Raw genomic sequence first — 20,329 nt, 5'->3', positions numbered from 1 at the left:
ACGACGTCCGGATCTCCCGGTTCAGGTAGATGGTGATTCTGTGCTCCAACTCCCCAGCAGCGTGCGGCGGGTGAACCAGGTGCGTGGTCGCCGCACTCGTCGCCCCCGCGTGGCCCGGGCGACCGCCCGCCCCACCCCGGGCAGACTGTCCGCCAACGCGCCCGCCCCGCCCGACCGGCGGGCCGCAAGGAGGGAGTCCACCGCCATGCCCACCGCCATGCCCACCACCGTGCCCGCACCGACCGGCGTGACCATCGCCCCGATGACCGACGCGCACGCCGACGAGGTGCTGGCGATCTACCAGGCCAGTATCGACGAGGGCGACGCCACCTTCGAGACGTCCGTCCCGACCTGGCGGGCGTTCGACGCGGCCAAGCTGCCCGACCACCGCTTCGTCGCCCTGGACGCGGGGGGCGCCGTCCTCGGCTGGGTGGCCGCGACCCCGGTCTCCGACCGGTGCGCGTACGCCGGTGTCGTCGAGCACTCCGTGTACGTCCATCCCGGCGCCCGCGGTCGCGGCGTGGCGTCCGCCCTGCTCGCGGCGTTGATCGAGTCGACGGAGGCGGCCGGGATCTGGACCGTGCAGTCCGGTGTCTTCCCGGAGAACGCCGCCAGCCTCGCCGTACACCGGCGCGCGGGCTTCCGCGTCATCGGCACCCGGGAGCGCATCGGCCGCCACCACGGGCGCTGGCGGGACGTGGTGCTCGTGGAACGCCGCAGCGGCACGATCGACTGACCAGTGACGCCGTAGCGGCACACCTCCCACTGACCGTGACGCCGCGGCGGCACACCTCCCACTGACCGTGACGCCGCGGCGGCACACCTCCCACTGACCGTGATGCCGCGGCGGCACACCATCCACCGCCCCCGACGCCGGACCGGACCCCTCACCCCGCCCGGCGCCCCACCGTGAACCCGAGCACCGACCCCCCGCCCTCCCGCCGGTAGGCGAACGGCCCGCCGCCGTGCGCCAGGGCCACCTCCCGCACGATGGACAGCCCGAGGCCGGAACCGGGCAGGGAGCGGGCGTCGGCGGCGCGGTAGAAGCGGTCGAAGACGCGGGTCAGATCGTCGGCGGCGATCCCGGGCCCTCGGTCGAGCACCTCGACGCGCACGGGTCCCGCACCCGCCGCCCCGTCCGGCCCGCACACGCTGATCTCGATCGGCCCGGTGCCGCCCGCGTCGAACTTGGCCGCGTTCTCCACGAGGTTCGTCAGCGCCCGCGTCAGCATCACCGGCCGCCCCTGCGTCACCGTCTCCCCGCCCGCCCGCACCAGGACGCGCCGCCCGGTACGGCGCCGGGCCAGCACGGCGACGTCCTCGGCGAGGTCGGCGAGGTCCACCCGCTGCGGCGGCTCGGTGTCCGACTGCCCGGCGGCGAGGTCGACCAGCTCGTTGACCAGGTCGGTCAGCTCCCGGGCCTCCTGCCCGAGGTCCGCGACCAGTTCCTCCCGGGCGTCGGGCGGCAGCTCGTCGATGCGGCTCAGCAGGGAGATGTTGGTCCGCAGCGAGGTCAGCGGCGTCCGCAGCTCGTGCCCGGCGTCCTGCACCAGGCGCCGCTGGTCCTCCTCCGACTGGGCGAGGCGCCCCAGCATCCGGTCGAAGGCCCGGCCAAGGCGTCCCACCTCGTCGTACCCGGTCACCGGCACCTGGATGCCGAGCCGCCGGGTCCGCGCGACGGCCTCCGCGGCGTCGGTGAGGACGACCAGCCGCCGGGTGATCCGCCGCGCCAGCCACCAGCCGAACAGCCCCGCCGCGACCACCACCGCCCCCATCAGCACCCAGGTGCGCTGCTGGAGGGTGCGCAGCAGGTCCTCGGTGTCGCTGAACTCCTGCGCCACCTGCACCGCGCCCCGCCCGGCGCCGAGCGCGACGGTGGCGACCCGGTACACGTCGCTGCCGACGTCGACGCCCTGGTGCTGCACCACCGTCCCGGCCGCCGCCGCCCCCGCCACCTCCCGGTCGGCGCCGGTCACCGGCAGCCCCGGGCTGCCCGGGTCGACGACGTCACCGTCGGGACCGAGCACCTGCACGTCCGTACGGGCCGGGCGGACGAAGTCATGACCGGGCCCGGAGGAGAAGTCCCCCGGCTCCATCCGGTTGGCCCGCACCTCCGCCCGCAGGTCCTGCACGACCTCCGCGAACACCGACTGCTGGTCCACCCGCACCAGCCGCGCCGCCGCGTTGTACGACAGGATGCCGACGATCACCGTGACGGCGGCCGTCACCGCCGCGAACGACACCGCGAACGTGGTCCGCAGCGACAGCAGCCGCAGCCGACGGCCACGGCCCATCACTGCTCCCGCAGGACGTAGCCCACGCCCCGCACGGTGTGGATCAGTTGCGGCGCGCCCGGCTCGTCGAGCTTGCGGCGCAGGTAGCCGACGTACACGGCGAGGTTCTTGGAGCCTGGCCCGAAGTCGTAGCCCCAGATGCGGTCGTAGATGGTGGCGTGGTCGAGGACGGTGCCCGCGTTGCGCACCAGCAGTTCGAGCAGCTCGAACTCGGTGCGGGTCAGCTCCAGTTCCCGGGCGCCGCGCCAGGCGCGTCGGGCGCGCGGGTCCATGCGGATTCCGGCGGCCCCGATGAGCCGCGGGCCGGACAGCGGCGCCCGTCCGGCGGTGTCCGGCGCGTCGCTGGTCAGGGGACCGCCGTCGGCGCTGGTGCGGCGCAGCAGGGCGCGCAGCCGGGCGAAGACCTCGTCGACGTCGAACGGCTTGACGACGTAGTCGTCCGCGCCCGCGTCCAGACCGGCGATCCGGTCCTGGGTCTCCACCAGCGCGGTCAGCATCAGGATGGGGGTGCGGTCGCCCTCGGCGCGCAGCACCCGGCAGACCTGGAGCCCGTCTATGCCGGGCATCATCACGTCCAGGACGAGCACGTCGGGCGGGGTGCGGTGGGCGCTGGCGAGGGCTTCGACGCCGTCGGCGACCGCGGTGACGTCGTAGCCCTCCAGCGTCAGGGCGCGCTCCAGGGCGTGCCGGATCGCGCGGTCGTCCTCGGCGAGCAGAACAGTGGGGGCCACGCGTCCAGTGTGGCAAAGCGCCCCGACCGTACGACCGGGGGTGTGACGTACGACCGGGCTTCTTACCGCCGTCTCACCGCCGTCTCACCCGGTGGGCCGGAGCGCGGCGAGCTGCTGCTCGAAGGGGACGACGTCGGGCTCGGCGGCCTGGTCGGCCGCGGGGGCGGCGCTGGCGGCCAGCCCGGTCATCAGCCGGGCCAGCTCCCCGGCCGCCCGCTCGATCCGGCCGTCCAGGCCCTCGGCGCCCCAGTCCTCGGAGGCGGCGTACACCCCGGTCGGCACGACCACGGCGTGCAGGTAGGCGAAGAGCGGACGCAGCGCGTGTTCGAGCACCAGCGAGTGCCGCGCGGTCCCGCCGGTCGCGGCGATCAGCACCGGCTTCCCGGCGAGCGCGTCGGGTTCGATCACGTCGAAGAACGACTTGAACAGCCCGCTGTACGACGCCGAGAACACCGGCGTGACGACGATCAGCCCGTCCGCCCCGGTCACCGCCTCGATGGCGGCGGCCAGCGACGGCCCGGCGAACCCGTTGGTGAAGTGGTGCGCGATCTCCACGGCCAGCTCGCGCAGCTCCACGACCCGTACCTCGGCGGCCGGGGCCCGCGCGCTGGTGGCGGCGGCCAGCCGGTCGGCGAGCAGCCGGGTGGACGAGGGCACGCTCAGCCCCGCGGACACGACGACGAGCTTCACAGGGCGGCTCCTTCCTTTTCCTTGGCGGCGAGCAGGGACGCGTGGGTCGGCGCGTCCGGCACGCTCGCGGGCCGCCCGGCGGCGAACTCCTTGCGCAGCACCGGCACGACCTCCTCACCGAGGATGTCGAGCTGCTCCAAAACGGTCTTCAGCGGCAGCCCGGCGTGGTCCATCAGGAACAACTGGCGCTGGTAGTCACCGGCGTACTCCCTGAAGCCGAGCGTCTTCTCGATGACCTGCTGCGGGGAGCCCACGGTCAGCGGCGTCTGCGCGGTGAAGTCCTCCAGGGAGGGCCCGTGCCCGTACACCGGCGCGTTGTCGAAGTACGGCCGGAACTCGCGCACGGCGTCCTGCGAGTTGCGCCGCATGAACACCTGCCCACCGAGACCGACGATGGCCTGCTCGGCGGTGCCGTGCCCGTAGTGGGCGTAGCGGGTGCGGTACAGCTCGACCCTGCGCTTGGTGTGGTCGGCGGGCCAGAAGATGTTGTTGTGGAAGAAGCCGTCACCGTAGTAGGCGGCCTGCTCGGCGATCTCCGGCGACCGGATGGAGCCGTGCCAGACGAACGGCGGTACGCCGTCCAGCGGCCGGGGCGTCGAGGTGAAGCCCTGCAACGGTGTGCGGAACTTGCCCTCCCAGTTGACGACGTCCTCGCGCCAGAGCCGGTGCAGCAGGGCGTAGTTCTCGATGGCGAGGTTGATGCCCTGCCGGATGTCCTGCCCGAACCAGGGGTAGACCGGGCCGGTGTTGCCGCGGCCCATCATGAGGTCCACCCGGCCGTCGGCCAGGTGCTGGAGCATCGCGTAGTCCTCGGCGATCTTCACCGGGTCGTTGGTGGTGATGAGCGTGGTCGAGGTGGAGAGGACCAGCCGCTCGGTGCGCGCGGCGACGTACCCGAGCATGGTGGTGGGCGAGGAGGGCACGAACGGCGGGTTGTGGTGCTCACCCGTGGCGAACACATCAAGGCCCACCTCCTCCGCCTTGAGCGCGATGGCGACCATCGCCTTGATCCGCTCACGCTCGGTGGGCGTCCGGCCCGTCGTGGGGTCCGGGGTGACGTCCCCGACGCTGAAGATCCCGAACTGCGTGGACTGCATGGCCGCTCACCCTCCAAGTGGTTGACCGTTCAACTATACGGCCAAACGGACCGGCGCCACCCGTTATTCCACCCAGCCCCCCGTGCGAAGCTGCCCCATGCTCATCCTCCGCTCCGCCGCCCTCTTCGTCCTCGCCGCCCTCTTCGAGATCGGCGGCGCCTGGCTGGTCTGGCAGGGCGTGCGCGAACACCGCGGCTGGCTGTGGATCGGCGCCGGGGTGCTGGCCCTCGGCGCCTACGGCTTCGCCGCCACGCTCCAGCCGGACGCCCACTTCGGCCGCATCCTCGCCGCGTACGGCGGCGTGTTCGTCGCGGGCTCGCTGGCCTGGGGCGCGGTGGCGGACGGCTACCGCCCGGACCGCTGGGACATCGCGGGCGCGCTGGTCTGCCTGGCGGGCATGGCCCTGATCATGTGGGCCCCCCGCGACGCCTCCTGATCATGTGGGCCCCGCGACGCCTGACGCCTGAGGCCGCACCCCGCCCACCTATCCTGACGGGGTCTGCTTTCGCCCGCCGTCCGAGGAGCACGCCATGGCCCCCGCCGCCCCGCCCGCCGCCTCCCGCATCGCCGTCGTCACCGGTGCGAGCAGCGGCATCGGCGCCGCCACCGCACGGCAGCTCGCCGCGGCGGGCTACCGGGTCGTCCTGACCGCCCGCCGCAAGGACCGCATCGAGGCGCTCGCGGAGGAGATCAACGCGGCGGGCCACTCGGCGGCGGCCTACCAGCTCGACGTCACCGACCGCGCCGCGGTCGACGAGTTCGCGACCGCCTTCCAGACCATCGGCGTGCTGGTCAACAACGCGGGCGGCGCGCTCGGCGCCGACCCGGTGGCCACCGGCGACCCGGCCGACTGGCGCACGATGTACGAGACCAACGTCCTCGGCACCCTCAACGTCACCCAGGCCCTCCTGCCCAAGCTGGAGGCCAGCGGCGACGGCACGGTGGTCGTCCTCTCCTCCACCGCGGGCCACGGCACCTACGAGGGCGGCGCGGGCTACGTCGCCGCCAAGCACGGCGCCCACGTCCTCGCCGAGACCCTCCGCCTGGAGATCGTCGGCCGCCCGGTGCGCGTCATCGAGATCGCGCCCGGCATGGTCAAGACCGACGAGTTCGCCCTCACCCGCTTCGGCGGCGACACGGAGAAGGCGGCCAAGGTCTACGAGGGCGTCGCCGAGCCCCTGACCGCCGACGACGTCGCCGACACCATCACCTGGGCGGTCACCCGCCCCTCCCACGTCAACATCGACCTCCTGATCGTCCGCCCCCGAGCCCAGGCGTCGAACACGAAGGTGCACCGCGAGCGCTGAGCCGCGCCGGGCGGCTCAGCCCTTCACACAGACGACCTGCTTCAGCTTCGCCACCACCGCGACGAGGTCCCGCTGCTGGTCGATGACCTGCTCGATCGGCTTGTAGGCGCCGGGGATCTCGTCGACGACCCCGGAGTCCTTGCGGCACTCCACCCCGCGCGTCTGCTCCTCCAGGTCCTTGGTGGAGAAGCGGCGCTTGGCGGCGTTGCGGCTCATCCGCCGACCCGCGCCGTGCGAGGCGGAGTTGAAGGACTTCTCGTTGCCGAGGCCCTTCACGATGTACGAGCCGGTACCCATGGACCCGGGGATGATGCCGTACTCCCCGGAGCCCGCCCGGATCGCGCCCTTGCGGGTCACGAGCAGGTCCATGCCGTCGTACCGCTCCTCCGCCACGTAGTTGTGGTGGCAGGAGATCTCCGGCTCGAAGGTCGGCTTCGCCTTCTTGAACTCCTTGCGGACGACGTCCTTCAGCAGCGCCATCATGATCGTGCGGTTGTGCCTGGCGTACTCCTGCGCCCAGAACAGGTCGTTGCGGTACGCCGCCATCTGCGGGGTGTCCGCGACGAAGACGGCGAGGTCGCGGTCGACGAGGCCCTGGTTGTGCGGCAGCTTCTGCGCGATGCCGATGTGGTGCTCGGCCAGCTCCTTGCCGATGTTCCGGGACCCGGAGTGCAGCATGAGCCACACCGAACCGGACATATCGACACAAACTTCCACAAAATGGTTGCCGCCGCCAAGCGTCCCCATCTGGTGGGTCGCCCGGTCCTGACGGAACCTCACCGCCTCCGCCACCCCACCGAACCGCCCCCAGAAGTCGTCCCACCCCGCCGTGGCCAGCCCGTGCAGGCGTCCGGGATCGACCGGGGTGTCATGCATCCCCCGCCCCACCGGAATGGCCTGCTCGATGCGCGAGCGCAGTCGGGACAGGTCGCCGGGCAGGTCGTTGGCGGTCAGGGAGGTGCGGACCGCCGACATCCCGCACCCGATGTCCACACCCACCGCCGCCGGACACACCGCGCCCCGCATCGCGATCACGGAGCCGACCGTCGCGCCCTTGCCGTAGTGCACGTCCGGCATCACGGCCAGGCCCTCGATCCAGGGCAGCGTGGACACGTTCCGCAGTTGCTGGAGCGCGCCCTCCTCCACCGACGCCGGGTCGGTCCACATCCGGATCGGCACCTTCGCGCCCGGCATCTCCACGTACGACATAGAGCCCCATCCCCCAAAGCCACAGGAAAAGCAACAAACACCAGTAGAAGTCAGGAACCGCAAAACCGGCGCCAAGGTCAACGAAAGGGACAGCAGACCGGCGTCCACGGCAGCGCGTGCGATACACATTGTCTTCTGGACACACCCCCGCCCGGCAACCCATTAACCAGCGGGGACACACCGAGAGGAGCCTGACCGTGCAGCGGAAGGCGTACGTATCCGGCGTCGCCGCGCTCCTCGCGGCCCTGCTCGCGGGCTGCACCGGCGCCTCCGACTCCGGCGGCCCGGCCGACGGCTCCAACCCCGAGGACGCCGGTACCACCAGAACCACCGCCCAGCCCGGCCGCTACCGCACCCTCCCCGAACCCTGCGGCGCGGTCAGCGAGGACACCCTCGACTCCCTGCTCCCCGGCATCACCCAGCTCACCGACGAGGACCAGCGCGAGAAGGCGTACGCGGGCGAGGCCACCCTCACCTACGACAACGACCGCAAGGTCGGCTGCCGCTGGAAGGTCGAGTCCAGCACCGCCACCGACCGCCTGCACATCGACCTCGAACGCGTGGTGTCGTACGACGACACGGTCAGCGACGACAGCCAGGCCGAGCAGCTCTTCGCCACGCTGCGGGACACGGCGGACCTCCCCGCCCCCACCACGACGGAAACGGAGACGGAGACGGACACGGATACGGAGACGGAGGGGACCGGAGCCAGGGAGACGGCCACGGCCTCCGCCTCCCCGAGCCCCTCCGCCTCCACCACCACCGCCCCCGACCTCCAGCCCCGCCTCCTCGACGACCTCGGCGACGAGGCGTTCCTCGACGACGAGCTGAGCAGCGCCGGTTCCACGGCCCAGCAGCGCACGGTGACTGTGGCGTTCCGCACGTCGAACGTCATCGTGACCATCGAGTACGAGGAGCAGGCGGCGGCCGTCGGAGTCGTACCGGACAGCGAGGAAATGCAGGACAGGGCACGGAAACTGGCCTCCCGACTGGCCGACTCCCTCTCCGGATAAGGCCGTACGGCCACCCCCCGCGCCCCTCCACCGCCCCTCCACAAAGACGCCGAAGCCCGTTCGCGCCCACCCCGCACCGCGTACCGTGGCCCCTCGGACCCGATCCGACCGCAGGGAATCACGAAGCGTCATGAGTGAAGGAACCATGCAGCGACGAGCACAGCGAGCCGAGGACCAGCGTGACCAGCGTGCGGGGCGGTCGTCCCGTCTGAGCCGTGCCCTCGTCGGCGCGGCCACCGTGCCCGTGCTGCTGGTCGCCGCGGGCTGCTCCTCGGACTCCGGCTCCGGCGACGACGCCAAAAGGGCCTCCGAGAGCGCCGCGAGCACCTCCGCGAGCCCCTCCCCCACCGTCCAGGCGGCGGTGTACGAGACGCTGCCCGAGCCGTGCGCGATGCTGGCGAAGAAGACCCTGGAGGACCTGGTGCCCAAGGGCACCAAGGGCAAGGAGGGCAGCTCCGACGACACCTCCACCCGCGCCAACTGCTCCTGGGACAGCCTGGACAACAACGGCGTCAAGGGCTCCCAGTTCCGCTGGCTGAACGTCGCCCTGCTCCGCTTCGACTCCGACGTCAGCCGCGGCGCGGGCGACGAGCGCGCCCAGCAGTACTACGCCAAGCAGGTCGCGGACGCGCAGGCGGCGGAAGGCGCCAAGAACACCAGGACGGAGCAGCTCAGCGGCACCGGCGAGGAGGCGACCCTGATCCGCTACGACCTGAGGAAGAAGGAGGGCACCTTCCGCCAGCAGACGGTCGTCACCCGGATCGAGAACGTCGTCATCACCCTCGACTACAACGGCGCGGGCCTCGCGGGCGACAAGACCCCCGACGCCGACGACCTGGCGAAGGCGGCGACGAAGGCGGCGAAGGAGGCGGCGACGGCCCTGACGGCGACGAAGGACACCGCAGACACCACGGACGCGGAGAGCCCCACCGCGTCCGCGTCAAAGTCGGCGTCTCCTGCCAAGAAGGACTGAGAGCCGTACCGGCCACTCGTCCCCCGCACACATGTGCCACTCTGTTGGGCGCGCAACAACACGCAGTGGGAGGGGAGTACGGGTGGCCGCGCCACTTCAGCTGACACGGATGCACCGCGTCCTCATAGGCGTGGTCGTCTTCGGTGCCCTCATCATCGCGGGCATCGGCTTCGCGGGGTCGTACGCAGCCGTACGCGAACTCGCCATCGAGAAGGGCTTCGGGAACTTCTCCTACGTCTTCCCGATCGGCATCGACGCGGGCATCTGCGTCCTGCTCGCCCTGGACCTGCTCCTCACCTGGATCAGAATCCCCTTCCCGCTGCTGCGCCAGACGGCCTGGCTGCTGACCGCGGCGACGATCGCGTTCAACGGCGCCGCCGCCTGGCCGGACCCGCTGGGCGTCGGGATGCACGGCGTGATCCCGATCCTGTTCGTGGTCTCCGTCGAGGCCGCCCGGCACGCCATCGGCCGCATCGCCGACATCACCGCCGACAAGCACATGGAGGGCGTCCGCCTCACCCGCTGGCTGCTCTCCCCCGTCCCCACCTTCCTCCTGTGGCGCCGGATGAAGCTGTGGGAACTGCGCTCCTACGAGCAGGTCATCAAGCTGGAGCAGGAACGTCTCGTCTACCAGGCCCGCCTGCGCTCCCGCTTCGGCCGCGCCTGGCGCCGCAAGGCCCCGGTGGAGTCCCTGATGCCACTGCGCCTGGCCCGCTACGGCGTCCCCCTCGCGGAAACGGCCCCCGCGGGCCTGGCAGCGGCGGGAATCGAACCGGCCCTGCTGCCTCCGGCCCCGGCCCCCTCCCCGGCCCCGGAGGTGCCCGCGTTCACCGAGCAGCGCCCGCAGCTCACCGGCACCCCGGACCCCGCACCGCGGCAGCAGCCCTCCCGCCCCGAACCCGAGCCCTTCCCTGAGGAGCCGCAGAACCCCTGGCTGCACGCCCGAGACCCCCGGGCCACCGAGTACCACGGCGGCTACGACCCCACCTACGACCCGGACGCCGCCTACGCCCAGTGGTACGAGGAGCAGCAGCAGGCCGAGGAGTACGGCGCCCAGTACGAGGAGCCCTACGAGGAGTCGTACGAGGCACCGCCGTCGATGGAGGACACCGGCAGCTTCCCCATCCCGGTGGGCCCCAACCGCACCCGGGAACTGGGCGAGGGCGGCGGGACGCCGACGCCGGAGCCGGACGAGGAAGCCCTCTACCTGGTCTTCAAGCAGTCCATTAGCGGCAGCGGCTACCCGACGCCGCGCGAGTTCAGCGACAACGTCGAGGCGACGTACGGGGTCCCGGTCCCCGACGCCGAGGCCAAGCGCATGGTCATGCGCTTCACCAACCGCCACAACGCGGAACTGGAAGCCGACCACATCGCCTGACCGGCGGGCGGTACGAGGATGAGGGGCACCCTCGTCCTCGTACCACCGGAGCCGGTCCGCACTACTCCCCGAGCAGCCTCCGCACCCTCTCCTGCCCCACCGCCATCAGCAGCGTGGGCAGCCGGGGCCCGGTGTCCCGCCCGACGAGCAGGTGGTACAGCAGCGCGAAGAACGTCCGCTGGGCCGTCTTGATCTCCGGCGGCAGCTCCTTGGGCGTGGCGTCCGCGGAGAACCCGGCCTGCACCTTGGGCACGCCGTAGACGAGGTGGGTCAGCCCGTCCAGCGACCAGTGGTCCGCGAGGCCGTCGAGGAGCAGCCGCAGCGAGCCCTGGGCCTGCTCGTCCAGGGACTTCAGCAGCTCGGCGTCGGGCTCGTCGCGCACGATGGTCCGCTGGTCGGCGGGGACCTGGGTGTTGATCCACGCCTCGGCCTTGTCGAGCCGGGGCCGCACCTCGTCGAGCGAGCGCACGGGCCGCTCGGGGTCCAGCTCGCTCAGGATGCGCAGCGCCTGGTCCTCGTGCCCGGCGGTGATGTCGGCGACGGACGCGAGCGTCCGGTACGGCATCGGCCGCGGCGTGCGCGGCAGCTCACCGGCGGCGGTGCGGACGGCACGGGAGTGCGCGGCCACGTCGGCCGGGAGGGCCGAGCCGTCGGCGACCTTGGCGTCCAGGCGGTCCCACTCGTCGTAGAGCCGCTGGATCTCCTGGTCGAAGGCGACCTTGAAGGACTGGTTGGGGCGACGGCGGGCGTACAGCCAGCGCAGGAGCTGCGGCTCCATGATCTTCAGCGCGTCGGCGGGGGTGGGCACGCCGCCCTTGGAGGACGACATCTTGGCCATCCCGCTGATGCCGACGAAGGCGTACATGGGCCCGATGGGCTGCTGCCCCCCGAAGATGCCCACGATCTGCCCCCCGACCTGGAAGGACGACCCGGGAGAGGAGTGGTCGACCCCGCTGGGCTCGAACACGACACCTTCGTACGCCCACCGCATGGGCCAGTCGACCTTCCAGACCAGCTTGCCCCGGTTGAACTCGCTCAGCCGGACGGTCTCGGAGAAGCCGCACGCCGTGCAGGCGTAGGTCAGCTCGGTGGTCTCGTCGTCGTAGCCGGTGACGGTGGTGAGGTCCTTCTCGCAGTTGCCGCAGTACGGCTTGTACGGGAAGTACCCGGCGGTACCGGAGCTGCCGTCGTCCTCGCTGGCCGCGCCGGACCCCTCGGCGGCCTCCAGCTCGGCCTCGTCGACGGGCTTCTGCGACGCCTTCTTGGCCGGGGCCTTCTTCGTCCGGTACTGGTCGAGGATGGCGTCGATGTCCCCGCGGTGCCGCATCGCGTGCAGGATCTGCTCGCGGTAGACACCGGAGGTGTACTGCTCGGTCTGGCTGATCCCGTCGAACTCGACGCCCAGCTCGGCCAGCGACTCGACCATGGCCGCCTTGAAGTGCTCGGCCCAGTTCGGGTACGGGGACCCCTCGGGCGCGGGCACGGAGGTCAGCGGCTTGCCGATGTGCGCGGCCCAGGACCCGTCGACTCCCGGCACGCCCGCGGGCACCTTGCGGTACCGGTCGTAGTCGTCCCAGGAGATCAGGTGGCGGACCTGGTACCCCCGGCGGCGGATCTCGTCGGCGACGAGGTGCGGGGTCATGACCTCGCGGAGGTTCCCCAGGTGGATGGGCCCGGACGGCGACAGCCCGGACGCGACGACGACCGGTTTGCCCGGGGCCCGACGCTCCGACTCGGCGATGACCTCATCCGCGAAACGGGAGACCCAGTCGGTGGTCTCGGCACTCTGAGCCACGATCGGCACGTCCTCTTTGTCCAGGAGTTTCCACAACCCAGCCGCGACATCCCACGACTGCCACCGCCATTCTCCCAGCTCCCCCCGCTACGAAGAAAACGCGTTACGCCCCACCCCCTTAGCTGCGGGCAGTCGTGCCGCCGGGGCGGCGCCCGTCCCACAGAGAGCGGCACCCCGCACACCGGAAAACCCCTTTCACCCCCGTGGGATACTGGCCACATCCACCCGCACCCACGAGGAGAACGGCACCCACCCCATGGCCCCGGTCACGTCCCTCACCGCCACCGTCCACCAGCACCTCGCCGCCGCCCTCACTTCCGCCCTCCCGGAAGCCGACGGAGTCGACCCGCTGCTGCGACGTAGCGACCGGGCCGACTTCCAGGCCAACGGCATCCTCGCGCTGGCGAAGAAGGCCAAGGCTAACCCCCGCGAGCTCGCGACCCAGGTCGTCGCGCAGGTCACCACCGGCGACGTGATCAAGGACATCGAGGTCTCGGGCCCCGGCTTCCTCAACATCACCGTCACCGACCGGGCGATCACCGACAACCTGGCCGCCCGCGCCACCGACCCGGACGCCCGCCTCGGCGTGCCCACCACCGCCGCCCCCGGCACCACGGTCATCGACTACGCCCAGCCGAACGTGGCGAAGGAGATGCACGTCGGCCACCTCCGTTCGGCGGTGATCGGGGACTCGGTCGTCCAGCTCCTTGAGTTCACCGGCGAGAACGTGATCCGCCGCCACCACATCGGCGACTGGGGCACGCAGTTCGGCATGTTGATCCAGTACCTGGACGAGCACCCGCACGAGCTGGACCACAAGGACACCGAGGTCACCGGCGAGGAGGCGATGTCGAACCTGGACCGCCTCTACAAGGCGGCCCGCAGGCTGTTCGACTCGGACGACGCGTTCAAGACGCGGGCCCGCCGCAGGGTGGTCGACCTCCAGGCGGGCGACCCGCACACGCTCGCGACCTGGCAGAAGTTCGTCGACGAGTCGAAGATCTACTTCTTCTCGGTCTTCGAGAAGCTGGACATGGAGGTCCGGGACCCGGACATCGTCGGGGAGTCCGGCTACAACGACATGCTCGCGGAGACCTGCCGCCTGCTGGAGGAGTCGGGCGTGGCGGTCCGCTCGGAGGGCGCGCTGTGCGTGTTCTTCGACGACGTCAAGGGCCCGGACGGCAACCCGGTCCCGCTGATCGTGCAGAAGTCGGACGGCGGCTACGGCTACGCGGCCACGGACCTCTCCGCGATCCGCGACCGGGTCTTCAACCTGAAGGCGAACACGCTGCTCTACGTCGTGGACGCCCGCCAGTCCCTGCACTTCAAGATGGTGTTCGAGACGGCCCGCAGGGCGGGCTGGCTGAACGAGGACGTGAAGGCGCACCAGCTCGCCTTCGGCACGGTCCTCGGCAAGGACGGCAAGCCGTTCAAGACGCGTGAGGGCGAGACGGTGCGCCTGGTGGACCTCCTCGACGAGGCGATCGACCGCGCGACGGCGGTGGTCCGCGAGAAGGACACCCAGCACCAGCTCACGGACGCCGACATCACGGACCGCGGCACCCAGGTCGGCATCGGCGCGGTGAAGTACGCCGACCTGTCGACGTCCGCGAACCGCGACTACAAGTTCGACCTGGACCAGATGGTCTCGCTGAACGGCGACACGTCCGTGTACCTCCAGTACGCGTACGCCCGTATCCAGTCCATCCTGCGCAAGGCGGGCGAGGTCCGCCCGGCCCCGCACCCGGAGCTGGCCCTGCACGAGGCGGAACGCGCCCTGGGCCTGCACATCGACGCGTTCGCGGAGACGGTCGGGGAGGCGGCGGCGGAGTACGCCCCGCACAAGATGGCGGCGTACCTGTACCAGCTCGCCTCGCTGTACACGTCGTTCTACGACAAGTGCCCGGTCCTGAAGGCGGAGACCTCCGCCCAGGTGGAGAACCGCCTGTTCCTCTGCGACATCACGGCCCGCACCCTCCAGCAGGGCATGGCCCTCCTGGGCATCCGCACCCCCGAGCGCCTGTAAGGACGTACGCCGCCGCGCCCGGGGGAGTTCAGCGTCCCTCAGGCGCGACGGCGGCCGAGCAGCTTCCGCGCCCGGCGCCGCAGTGCCGGGCCCAGGCGGACCAGGGCGCGCTTCTCGATGCCGTTGATCCGGCGTTCCAGGGCGGCGAGTTGCTCGCGGGTGGTGTCGAGGCGGTGGGCCGTTTCCGTGGCCCGCCGCTCGGCGGCGCTGAGCTTGGCCCGCAGTTCCCTGTTCTCCTTGGCCCGCTGGTCCAGCCGCGCGTCGGCGCTGGCGAGCCGTTCCCGCAGCCGGGCGACGCGGTACCGCATGTGGCCGTCGTCGGAGCCGTCCCACACGGGCAGGGAGGCGGGCAGGTCGAGCGTGGCGAGGCGGGCGTCGAAGGCGGCGCCGCCGTCGCCGTGGGTGTAGGTGTTCTGCAGGCCGTTGCGGTCGAGGAAGGCGACGACCCGCTCGAAGCGCTCGCCGTGCCCCTTGCGCAGGGCGGAGAAGTCGGCGCCCTCGTACAGCTCCCGCGGGTCGGTGTCGGCGGGCAGCCCGGTCAGGTCGCGGTACGGCAGGTCGAAGTACCGGCACAGTTCGAGGGTGCGCGAGTCATGGCTGAGCAGGACCGCGGGCGTCCCGGCGAGCAGGGCGGCGATGGTGCCGTGCAGGCGGGTGCCGTAGGCGAAGTCGTAGCCGCGCAGCTCGTCGATCCAGGTGGCCGGGTCGAGCGGCATCCGCACCTTGTTCTCGCGCAGCAGGGCGTGGCTGAGCTGGAGCGGGAAGGGGTCCTCGTACCCGGACTCGGGGGTGGTGTCGCCCCACAGCAGCAGTTCCGCGTCGGTGAGGTTCTGCGCGTAGTAGGTGAGGTGGGGGTAGCGCTCCCAGGCGGTGCGGGCGAGGCCGGAGACGTCCCCCACGGGCACGGCGTCCGGGGAGAGGCTGAGGGCGATCCGGGAGTCCCCGGTCAGCTCGGCCCGGCGGATCTCCGGGAACGTGCCGCCGTACAGGAACATCGACGGGCAGCCGATGATGTCGATCCGGTCGGCGGGGAAGCCCAGGTCGCGGAGGTAGGCGGCGGTCAGTTCGCCGCGCACGCCGATGGACGCGGACCGCTCCAGCACGGCGGAGACGAAACGCTTCGCGGAGTCCTCCATCGGCTTCAGCCACCCGGTGTCGTAGTCGTCGGGTGCCTGCGCTCCGACGCCGAAGACGACGACCGGGATGGTGAGTTGCTCGATCAGCGTGGAGAGCCGGTCGAGCGAGGCGTGGAAGCTGGGCCGGAAGGCGTTGGCGAGGGGGACGACGAAGACGTCGTACCGCTCGTTGATCTCCGCGGCGCGCCGGGCGGACGGGTCGGTGCGGATGCCGTTGGAGGTGACCTCGGTGTCCGGGGCCGACAGCATCTTGTGGGCGGAGTCGCTGAAGAGGAGGTTGCCGGTGTTGGTCCCGATCAGGTCCTGGTGGATGAACTCAGTCGGGGTCGCGACGCGGAAGGGGCTCTTCCCGGACCGGATCAGGATGCGCTTCACGCGACGACACCCTACAGACCGGTAAAGGTTGGGTGAAGGATGGCCGCCCGGCCGGTATCCGGCGGGGCGGCCTCACTCCCGGCCGTCGTCTCGTCTGGTCTGGTCTCGTCTCAGACGAAGGCCGGGATCTCCTTGGGGTTGGGCCCGTGCTTGTTCACGCCGGGCTGGCTGTCCAGGCAGCTGAACACCAGCAGCACGATGTCGCCGACGATCGGGATCACTCCGACCAGCAGCCACCAGCCGGTGCGGCCGATGTCGTGCAGACGGCGTACCGCCACAGCCAGCCCGGGGACCAGCATGGCGATGCCGAAGATGCCGGGGATCCAGACCGCCTCGGCGCCCCCGACCGCGAGTCCCACCACGATCAGCACGACGTAGATGAGGGCGGCGATCAGCATGAACATCCAGTACTCCTTGCGGCGCGCGCGCCCACTGAACTCGGCGTACTTCTTGAGCGCCGCGATGAACCACTGCATGGCTTTTCCCCAGAGATCGACGTGAGACCTGACCGAGAAGATCAGGCCAGACGCAGAACCTAGAAAGCCTGACAAGAACCCGTCAACAGGACGGACCCAACCGAGGCCCCACCGATCCCCAACCGTTGCCAAGATCGTCAGCGCAGCAGTCGCGCCGCCTCGACCGCCCAGTACGTCAGGATGTTCCGCGCCCCGGCCCGCCGGATGCCGGTCAGCGTCTCCAGGATGGCCCGCTCCCGGTCGACCCAGCCCTTCTCGGCGGCGGCCTCGACCATCGAGTACTCGCCGGAGATCTGGTACGCCGCCACCGGCACGTCCACCGCGTCCGCGACCCGCGCCAGGATGTCGAGGTAGGGCCCGGCGGGCTTCACCATCACCATGTCGGCCCCCTCCTCCAGGTCGAGGGCCAGCTCCCGCATCGACTCCCGGAAGTTGGCGGGATCCTGCTGGTAGGTCCTGCGGTCCCCCTTCAGCGAGGACCCGACGGCCTCCCGGAAGGGCCCGTAGAAGGCGGACGAGTACTTGGCGGTGTACGCCAGGATCGCCACGTCCTCCCGCCCGATCTGGTCCAGCGCGTCCCGGACGACGCCGATCTGCCCGTCCATCATGCCGCTCGGCCCGACCACGTGCGCCCCGGCGTCGGCCTGCACCTGCGCCATCTCGGCGTACCGCTCCAGGGTCGCGTCGTTGTCGACCCGGCCCTGGTCGTCGAGCACGCCACAGTGCCCGTGATCGGTCGTCTCATCGAGACACAGGTCGGACATGACCAGCAGGTCGTCCCCGACCTCGGCCCGCACGTCCCGCAGGGCCACCTGGAGGATGCCGTCCGGGTCGGTCCCCGGCGTCCCCACCGCGTCCTTCTTCTCCTCCTCCGGCACCCCGAACAGCATGATCCCGGAGATCCCGGCGGCCACCGCCTCCGCCGCGGCCTTCTTCAGGCTGTCACGGGTGTGCTGCACGACCCCCGGCATCGCGGCGATCGGCACCGGCTCGCGCACGCCCTCGCGCACGAACGCGGGCAGGATGAAGTCGGCGGGGTGCAGCCGCGTCTCGGCGACCATGCGCCGCATCACGGGCGTGGTACGCAGCCGCCGGGGGCGCGTACCCGGAAAGGATCCGTACGTCGTCGTCATACGCCCTAAGCTACGCCCGCCCCCTCCCCCCGTTTGCCGACGCCGCGTCGGCCCCGCGCGCGGCTGCGCGGCCCCCCGCCCGGGTCCACCCTGGAAGGGAGAGCCCAGGACCCCGACGGCCACCCCAGAGCCCGCAAGCCCAGCCGAACCGACCCGGACCGAGCCCGCCAGCGCCGCCGCCGTCCCTCCGTACCGCACCCACCGCGGAGGACGCGATGACCTCCCTCGACCACACGCCCGACCTCTTCGCCCTGTCCACGATCCACGGCCCCGTACTGCGCCCCACCGACGAGGGCTACGAAGCCGAAGCCCGCGGGTTCAACCTGGCGGTACGGCACACCCCCGACGTCATCGTCGCCGCGACCGGCGAGGACGACGTCGTCACGGCGATGCGCTGGGCCGCCGCCACCGGCACGCCCGTCGCCGTCCAGTCCACGGGCCACGGCGCCAACGCCGCGGTCCCCGAGGGCCTGCTGATCACCACGTCCCGTATGACGGAGGTGACGGTCGACCCGCGGGCCCGCACCGCGACGATCGCCGCGGGCGCGAAGTGGCGCCACGTCCTGGAGGCCGCCCTCCCGCACGGCCTCTCCGCCCTGACCGGCACCTCCACCGACGTGGGCGCCGTCGGCTACACGGTCGGCGGCGGCCTGCCCGTCCTCGGCCGCGCCTACGGCTACGCCGCCGACCTGGTCCGCTCCTTCCGCGTCGTCACCGCCGACGGCACCCTGCACACCGCGAGCGCCACCGAGGACCCGGACCTCTTCTGGGCCCTGCGCGGCGGCAAGGGCAACGTGGGCGTGGTCACGGGGATGACGACGGACCTGATCCCGGTCCCCCGCCTCCTCGGCGGCGGCATCCACTGCGCGGGCGAGCACGCCGGGCACCTCCTCGCGACCTGGACGGCGTGGACGCAGACCGTCCCCGACGAGATGTGCAGCGCGTTCCACGTCCTGCGCCTGCCGCCCGTCCCGGAGATACCGGAACCCCTGCGTGGCGGCTTCTGGTCCCGCGTGGCGGTCGCCTGGCCCGGCGACCCGGCACGGGGCGAGGAGATCCTCGCGCCCCTCCGCGCGTCGGTCCCGGTGGAGGTCGACACGGTCGCGGAGATGCCGTCCACCGCCGTCGACTTCATCCACATGGAACCCCAGGACCCCCTCCCGGCCCGCGAGTCCTGCGCCCTCCTGCGCGACCTGCCCCCGGCGGCCCAGGACGCCTTCCTGCGCGCCTGCGGCCCCGCCGCCCCACCGGACTACCCCCTCCCCCAGGTCGGCCTGCGCCACATGGGCGCCGCCCTCGCCCGCCCCCCGGCCCACGAGGACGCCCTGTCGGCGGCCCGCGCGGCGACCCACTTCCTGGAGGCGGTCGGCGTGGTCCCCACCCCCGAGGCGGCGACGGCCACGGAAGCGGCCCTGGCGACCCTGCACGGGGCGATGACCCCCTACGCCACCGGCCACACCATGGTCAACATCCACGGCCGCCCCGGCGACGCCGAGGACCGGGCCCGCGCCTGGACCCCGGAGACGTACGCCCGCCTGCGCCGCGCCAAGTCCGCCCACGACCCGGCGAACCTGCTCCGCTTCGGCCACGCCGTCCCACCGGCGCCCGGTCAGCCGACGGCGTAGTGCCGGGCGAAGAGGGCGGCCACCAGGTCACGCCGACTGCGGACGCCGGTCTTGTCGAACACGGCCTTGAGGTGGTCCTGCACGGTGTGCGGCGACACCCCGGCCCGCCTGCTGATGTCGGCCGTGGAGCACCCGCGCAGCACCAGGGCGGTGATCTCCCGCTCCCTGGGGGTGAGCCCGTACGCCGCGACGATCAGCGCGAAGTGCTCGCTGGGACCGGCCCGTTCGACCACGACCGCCGTCCGCGCCCGGGTCGGCGTGGGCTCGTCGAGCCGCCAGGCGTGCAGCCGTACCCGGCCGTGGGTACGGCTGTGCATCCACGAGGTGTGTGAGGCGTCGGCACCCGGCGCCCACACCGCCGCCGCGACGGCGTACACGGCGGGCGGCAGACCGCCCTTGGCGTCCCCGGCGTCGGCCAGGTCGTCGCACCACATGGCCACCGTCGGCGTGACGTGGACGACCTCGTGGTCGCCGTCCAGCAGCACCAGCCCCGGCGCCGCGGCCGTCGCCCCCTCCTCGGCGAGCCGTGTCAGGTGCAGACGGCGTAGTACGGATCCCAGCGGCCGGGCCAGTGAGGCCGCCACGGCGAGGTCCGGGGCCTCGAAGGGCGGCGCGTCGTCGCCCCGCCCCATGATCAGGGCGCCCCAGGCGCCGTGCCGGTCCCGCAGCAGCACCCGTAACTCGTCCCGGAACCCCAGGGGCCGCATGATGTCCCGGTAGCGTGGGCTGCGTTCCAGGCAGCCGCCCGTCTCCCGGCTGAGCAACCCCACCGGCGTCGCCCTGGCCGCCAGGTCCGACAGGGCGTTGGCGTCGCCCTCCCGGTACTCGATGTCGAGCATCCGCGGCAGCCGGTCGGGCGGCAGACCGTCGCGGTAGTCGCCCCCGGTGTTCATCAGCGTCTGCGGGTCCACGGTCACGCCCGCGCAGATGTCGAACCGCAGGGCCGGGCGCGTGGCCCGCTTCACCGTGCCGAAGAACTCCTCGACGCTCCGCGCGGACTGCGCCGCCCGCACCGCCGCGTCGGCGATCCGGGCAGCGCGACGCGACGCTTCCCCCTGTCCCCCCACGGCC

General features: G+C 72.0%; 18 protein-coding genes. 8 read left to right on the top strand and 10 right to left on the bottom strand.

Annotated features, from left to right (window positions below; genetic code table 11):
* Positions 1 to 217: 217 nt before the first annotated feature.
* Positions 218 to 736, top strand: coding sequence for a GNAT family N-acetyltransferase (locus ACFQZ6_RS20665; RefSeq protein WP_381618494.1), 519 nt, complete (start codon positions 218 to 220; stop codon positions 734 to 736).
* A gap of 151 nt (positions 737 to 887) precedes the next feature.
* Here the strand turns inward: ACFQZ6_RS20665 and ACFQZ6_RS20660 are convergent, their stop codons facing one another.
* The 4 genes from ACFQZ6_RS20660 to ACFQZ6_RS20645 form a co-directional block, all read right to left on the bottom strand.
* Positions 888 to 2,294 carry a HAMP domain-containing sensor histidine kinase gene (locus tag ACFQZ6_RS20660; protein ID WP_381611283.1) on the bottom strand — a complete coding sequence of 469 codons (1,407 nt, stop codon included), beginning with the start codon at positions 2,292 to 2,294 and terminating at the stop codon, positions 888 to 890.
* Positions 2,294 to 3,025: a response regulator transcription factor gene (locus ACFQZ6_RS20655; protein ID WP_381611281.1), complete on the bottom strand. Its 732-nt coding sequence runs from the start codon at positions 3,023 to 3,025 to the stop codon at positions 2,294 to 2,296. The genes ACFQZ6_RS20660 and ACFQZ6_RS20655 overlap by 1 nt, the downstream gene beginning before the upstream one ends.
* Before the next feature lie 84 nt (positions 3,026 to 3,109).
* On the bottom strand, positions 3,110 to 3,715 hold the full coding sequence (locus tag ACFQZ6_RS20650) for an FMN reductase (protein ID WP_381611279.1): 606 nt from the start codon (positions 3,713 to 3,715) through the stop codon (positions 3,110 to 3,112).
* Complete coding sequence (locus tag ACFQZ6_RS20645; RefSeq protein ID WP_381611277.1) at positions 3,712 to 4,812, bottom strand: LLM class flavin-dependent oxidoreductase; 1,101 nt, start codon at positions 4,810 to 4,812, stop codon at positions 3,712 to 3,714. Before ACFQZ6_RS20645 ends, ACFQZ6_RS20650 begins: the two co-directional genes overlap by 4 nt.
* A gap of 97 nt (positions 4,813 to 4,909) precedes the next feature.
* Here ACFQZ6_RS20645 and ACFQZ6_RS20640 point away from each other — a divergent pair, with 97 nt between their 5' ends.
* On the top strand, positions 4,910 to 5,248 hold the full coding sequence (locus tag ACFQZ6_RS20640; RefSeq protein ID WP_381611275.1) for a YnfA family protein: 339 nt from the start codon (positions 4,910 to 4,912) through the stop codon (positions 5,246 to 5,248).
* Between the two features lie 94 nt (positions 5,249 to 5,342).
* Positions 5,343 to 6,119 (top strand): SDR family NAD(P)-dependent oxidoreductase, encoded by a 777-nt coding sequence (locus ACFQZ6_RS20635; RefSeq protein WP_381611273.1) that lies wholly within the window; start codon positions 5,343 to 5,345, stop codon positions 6,117 to 6,119.
* Positions 6,120 to 6,134: 15 nt separating this feature from the next.
* Here ACFQZ6_RS20635 and ACFQZ6_RS20630 read toward each other — a convergent pair whose 3' ends face one another.
* On the bottom strand, positions 6,135 to 7,328 hold the full coding sequence (locus ACFQZ6_RS20630; RefSeq protein ID WP_381611271.1) for an RtcB family protein: 1,194 nt from the start codon (positions 7,326 to 7,328) through the stop codon (positions 6,135 to 6,137).
* A 197-nt stretch (positions 7,329 to 7,525) separates the two neighbouring features.
* Between ACFQZ6_RS20630 and ACFQZ6_RS20625 the strand changes: the two genes are divergently transcribed.
* The 3 genes from ACFQZ6_RS20625 to ACFQZ6_RS20615 all read left to right on the top strand — a co-directional run bounded on the left by ACFQZ6_RS20625 (position 7,526) and on the right by ACFQZ6_RS20615 (position 10,692).
* Complete coding sequence (locus ACFQZ6_RS20625; protein ID WP_381611269.1) at positions 7,526 to 8,341, top strand: DUF3558 domain-containing protein; 816 nt, start codon at positions 7,526 to 7,528, stop codon at positions 8,339 to 8,341.
* A 145-nt stretch (positions 8,342 to 8,486) separates the two neighbouring features.
* On the top strand, positions 8,487 to 9,314 hold the full coding sequence (locus ACFQZ6_RS20620) for a DUF3558 family protein (protein ID WP_381611267.1): 828 nt from the start codon (positions 8,487 to 8,489) through the stop codon (positions 9,312 to 9,314).
* 82 nt (positions 9,315 to 9,396) lie between these two features.
* Positions 9,397 to 10,692 (top strand): DUF2637 domain-containing protein, encoded by a 1,296-nt coding sequence (locus ACFQZ6_RS20615; RefSeq protein ID WP_381611265.1) that lies wholly within the window; start codon positions 9,397 to 9,399, stop codon positions 10,690 to 10,692.
* A gap of 61 nt (positions 10,693 to 10,753) precedes the next feature.
* Here the strand turns inward: ACFQZ6_RS20615 and lysS are convergent, their stop codons facing one another.
* Positions 10,754 to 12,496: a lysine--tRNA ligase gene (lysS, locus tag ACFQZ6_RS20610; protein ID WP_381611263.1), complete on the bottom strand. Its 1,743-nt coding sequence runs from the start codon at positions 12,494 to 12,496 to the stop codon at positions 10,754 to 10,756.
* A gap of 247 nt (positions 12,497 to 12,743) precedes the next feature.
* Between lysS and argS the strand changes: the two genes are divergently transcribed.
* Positions 12,744 to 14,513 carry an arginine--tRNA ligase gene (argS, locus tag ACFQZ6_RS20605; protein WP_381611261.1) on the top strand — a complete coding sequence of 590 codons (1,770 nt, stop codon included), beginning with the start codon at positions 12,744 to 12,746 and terminating at the stop codon, positions 14,511 to 14,513.
* A gap of 38 nt (positions 14,514 to 14,551) precedes the next feature.
* Here the strand turns inward: argS and ACFQZ6_RS20600 are convergent, their stop codons facing one another.
* The 3 genes from ACFQZ6_RS20600 to hemB form a co-directional block, all read right to left on the bottom strand.
* Positions 14,552 to 16,024: a polysaccharide pyruvyl transferase family protein gene (locus ACFQZ6_RS20600; protein WP_381611259.1), complete on the bottom strand. Its 1,473-nt coding sequence runs from the start codon at positions 16,022 to 16,024 to the stop codon at positions 14,552 to 14,554.
* 110 nt (positions 16,025 to 16,134) lie between these two features.
* Entirely contained in the window at positions 16,135 to 16,500 is a 366-nt protein-coding gene (locus ACFQZ6_RS20595; RefSeq protein ID WP_381611257.1) for a DUF805 domain-containing protein, read from the bottom strand.
* Between the two features lie 137 nt (positions 16,501 to 16,637).
* Complete coding sequence (hemB, locus tag ACFQZ6_RS20590; protein ID WP_381611255.1) at positions 16,638 to 17,633, bottom strand: porphobilinogen synthase; 996 nt, start codon at positions 17,631 to 17,633, stop codon at positions 16,638 to 16,640.
* 215 nt (positions 17,634 to 17,848) lie between these two features.
* Here hemB and ACFQZ6_RS20585 point away from each other — a divergent pair, with 215 nt between their 5' ends.
* Positions 17,849 to 19,258 (top strand): FAD-binding oxidoreductase, encoded by a 1,410-nt coding sequence (locus ACFQZ6_RS20585; RefSeq protein ID WP_381611253.1) that lies wholly within the window; start codon positions 17,849 to 17,851, stop codon positions 19,256 to 19,258.
* Here ACFQZ6_RS20585 and ACFQZ6_RS20580 read toward each other — a convergent pair.
* Positions 19,243 to 20,325 (bottom strand): helix-turn-helix transcriptional regulator, encoded by a 1,083-nt coding sequence (locus ACFQZ6_RS20580; RefSeq protein ID WP_381611251.1) that lies wholly within the window; start codon positions 20,323 to 20,325, stop codon positions 19,243 to 19,245. The two genes, ACFQZ6_RS20585 and ACFQZ6_RS20580, sit on opposite strands and share 16 nt — an antisense overlap.
* Positions 20,326 to 20,329: the final 4 nt, after the last annotated feature.

The sequence above is a fragment of the Streptomyces flavalbus genome, from assembly GCF_042674625.1.
In the GTDB taxonomy this organism is placed as follows: domain Bacteria; phylum Actinomycetota; class Actinomycetes; order Streptomycetales; family Streptomycetaceae; genus Streptomyces; species Streptomyces flavalbus.
This window is presented reverse-complemented; position numbering and strand designations above follow the sequence as displayed.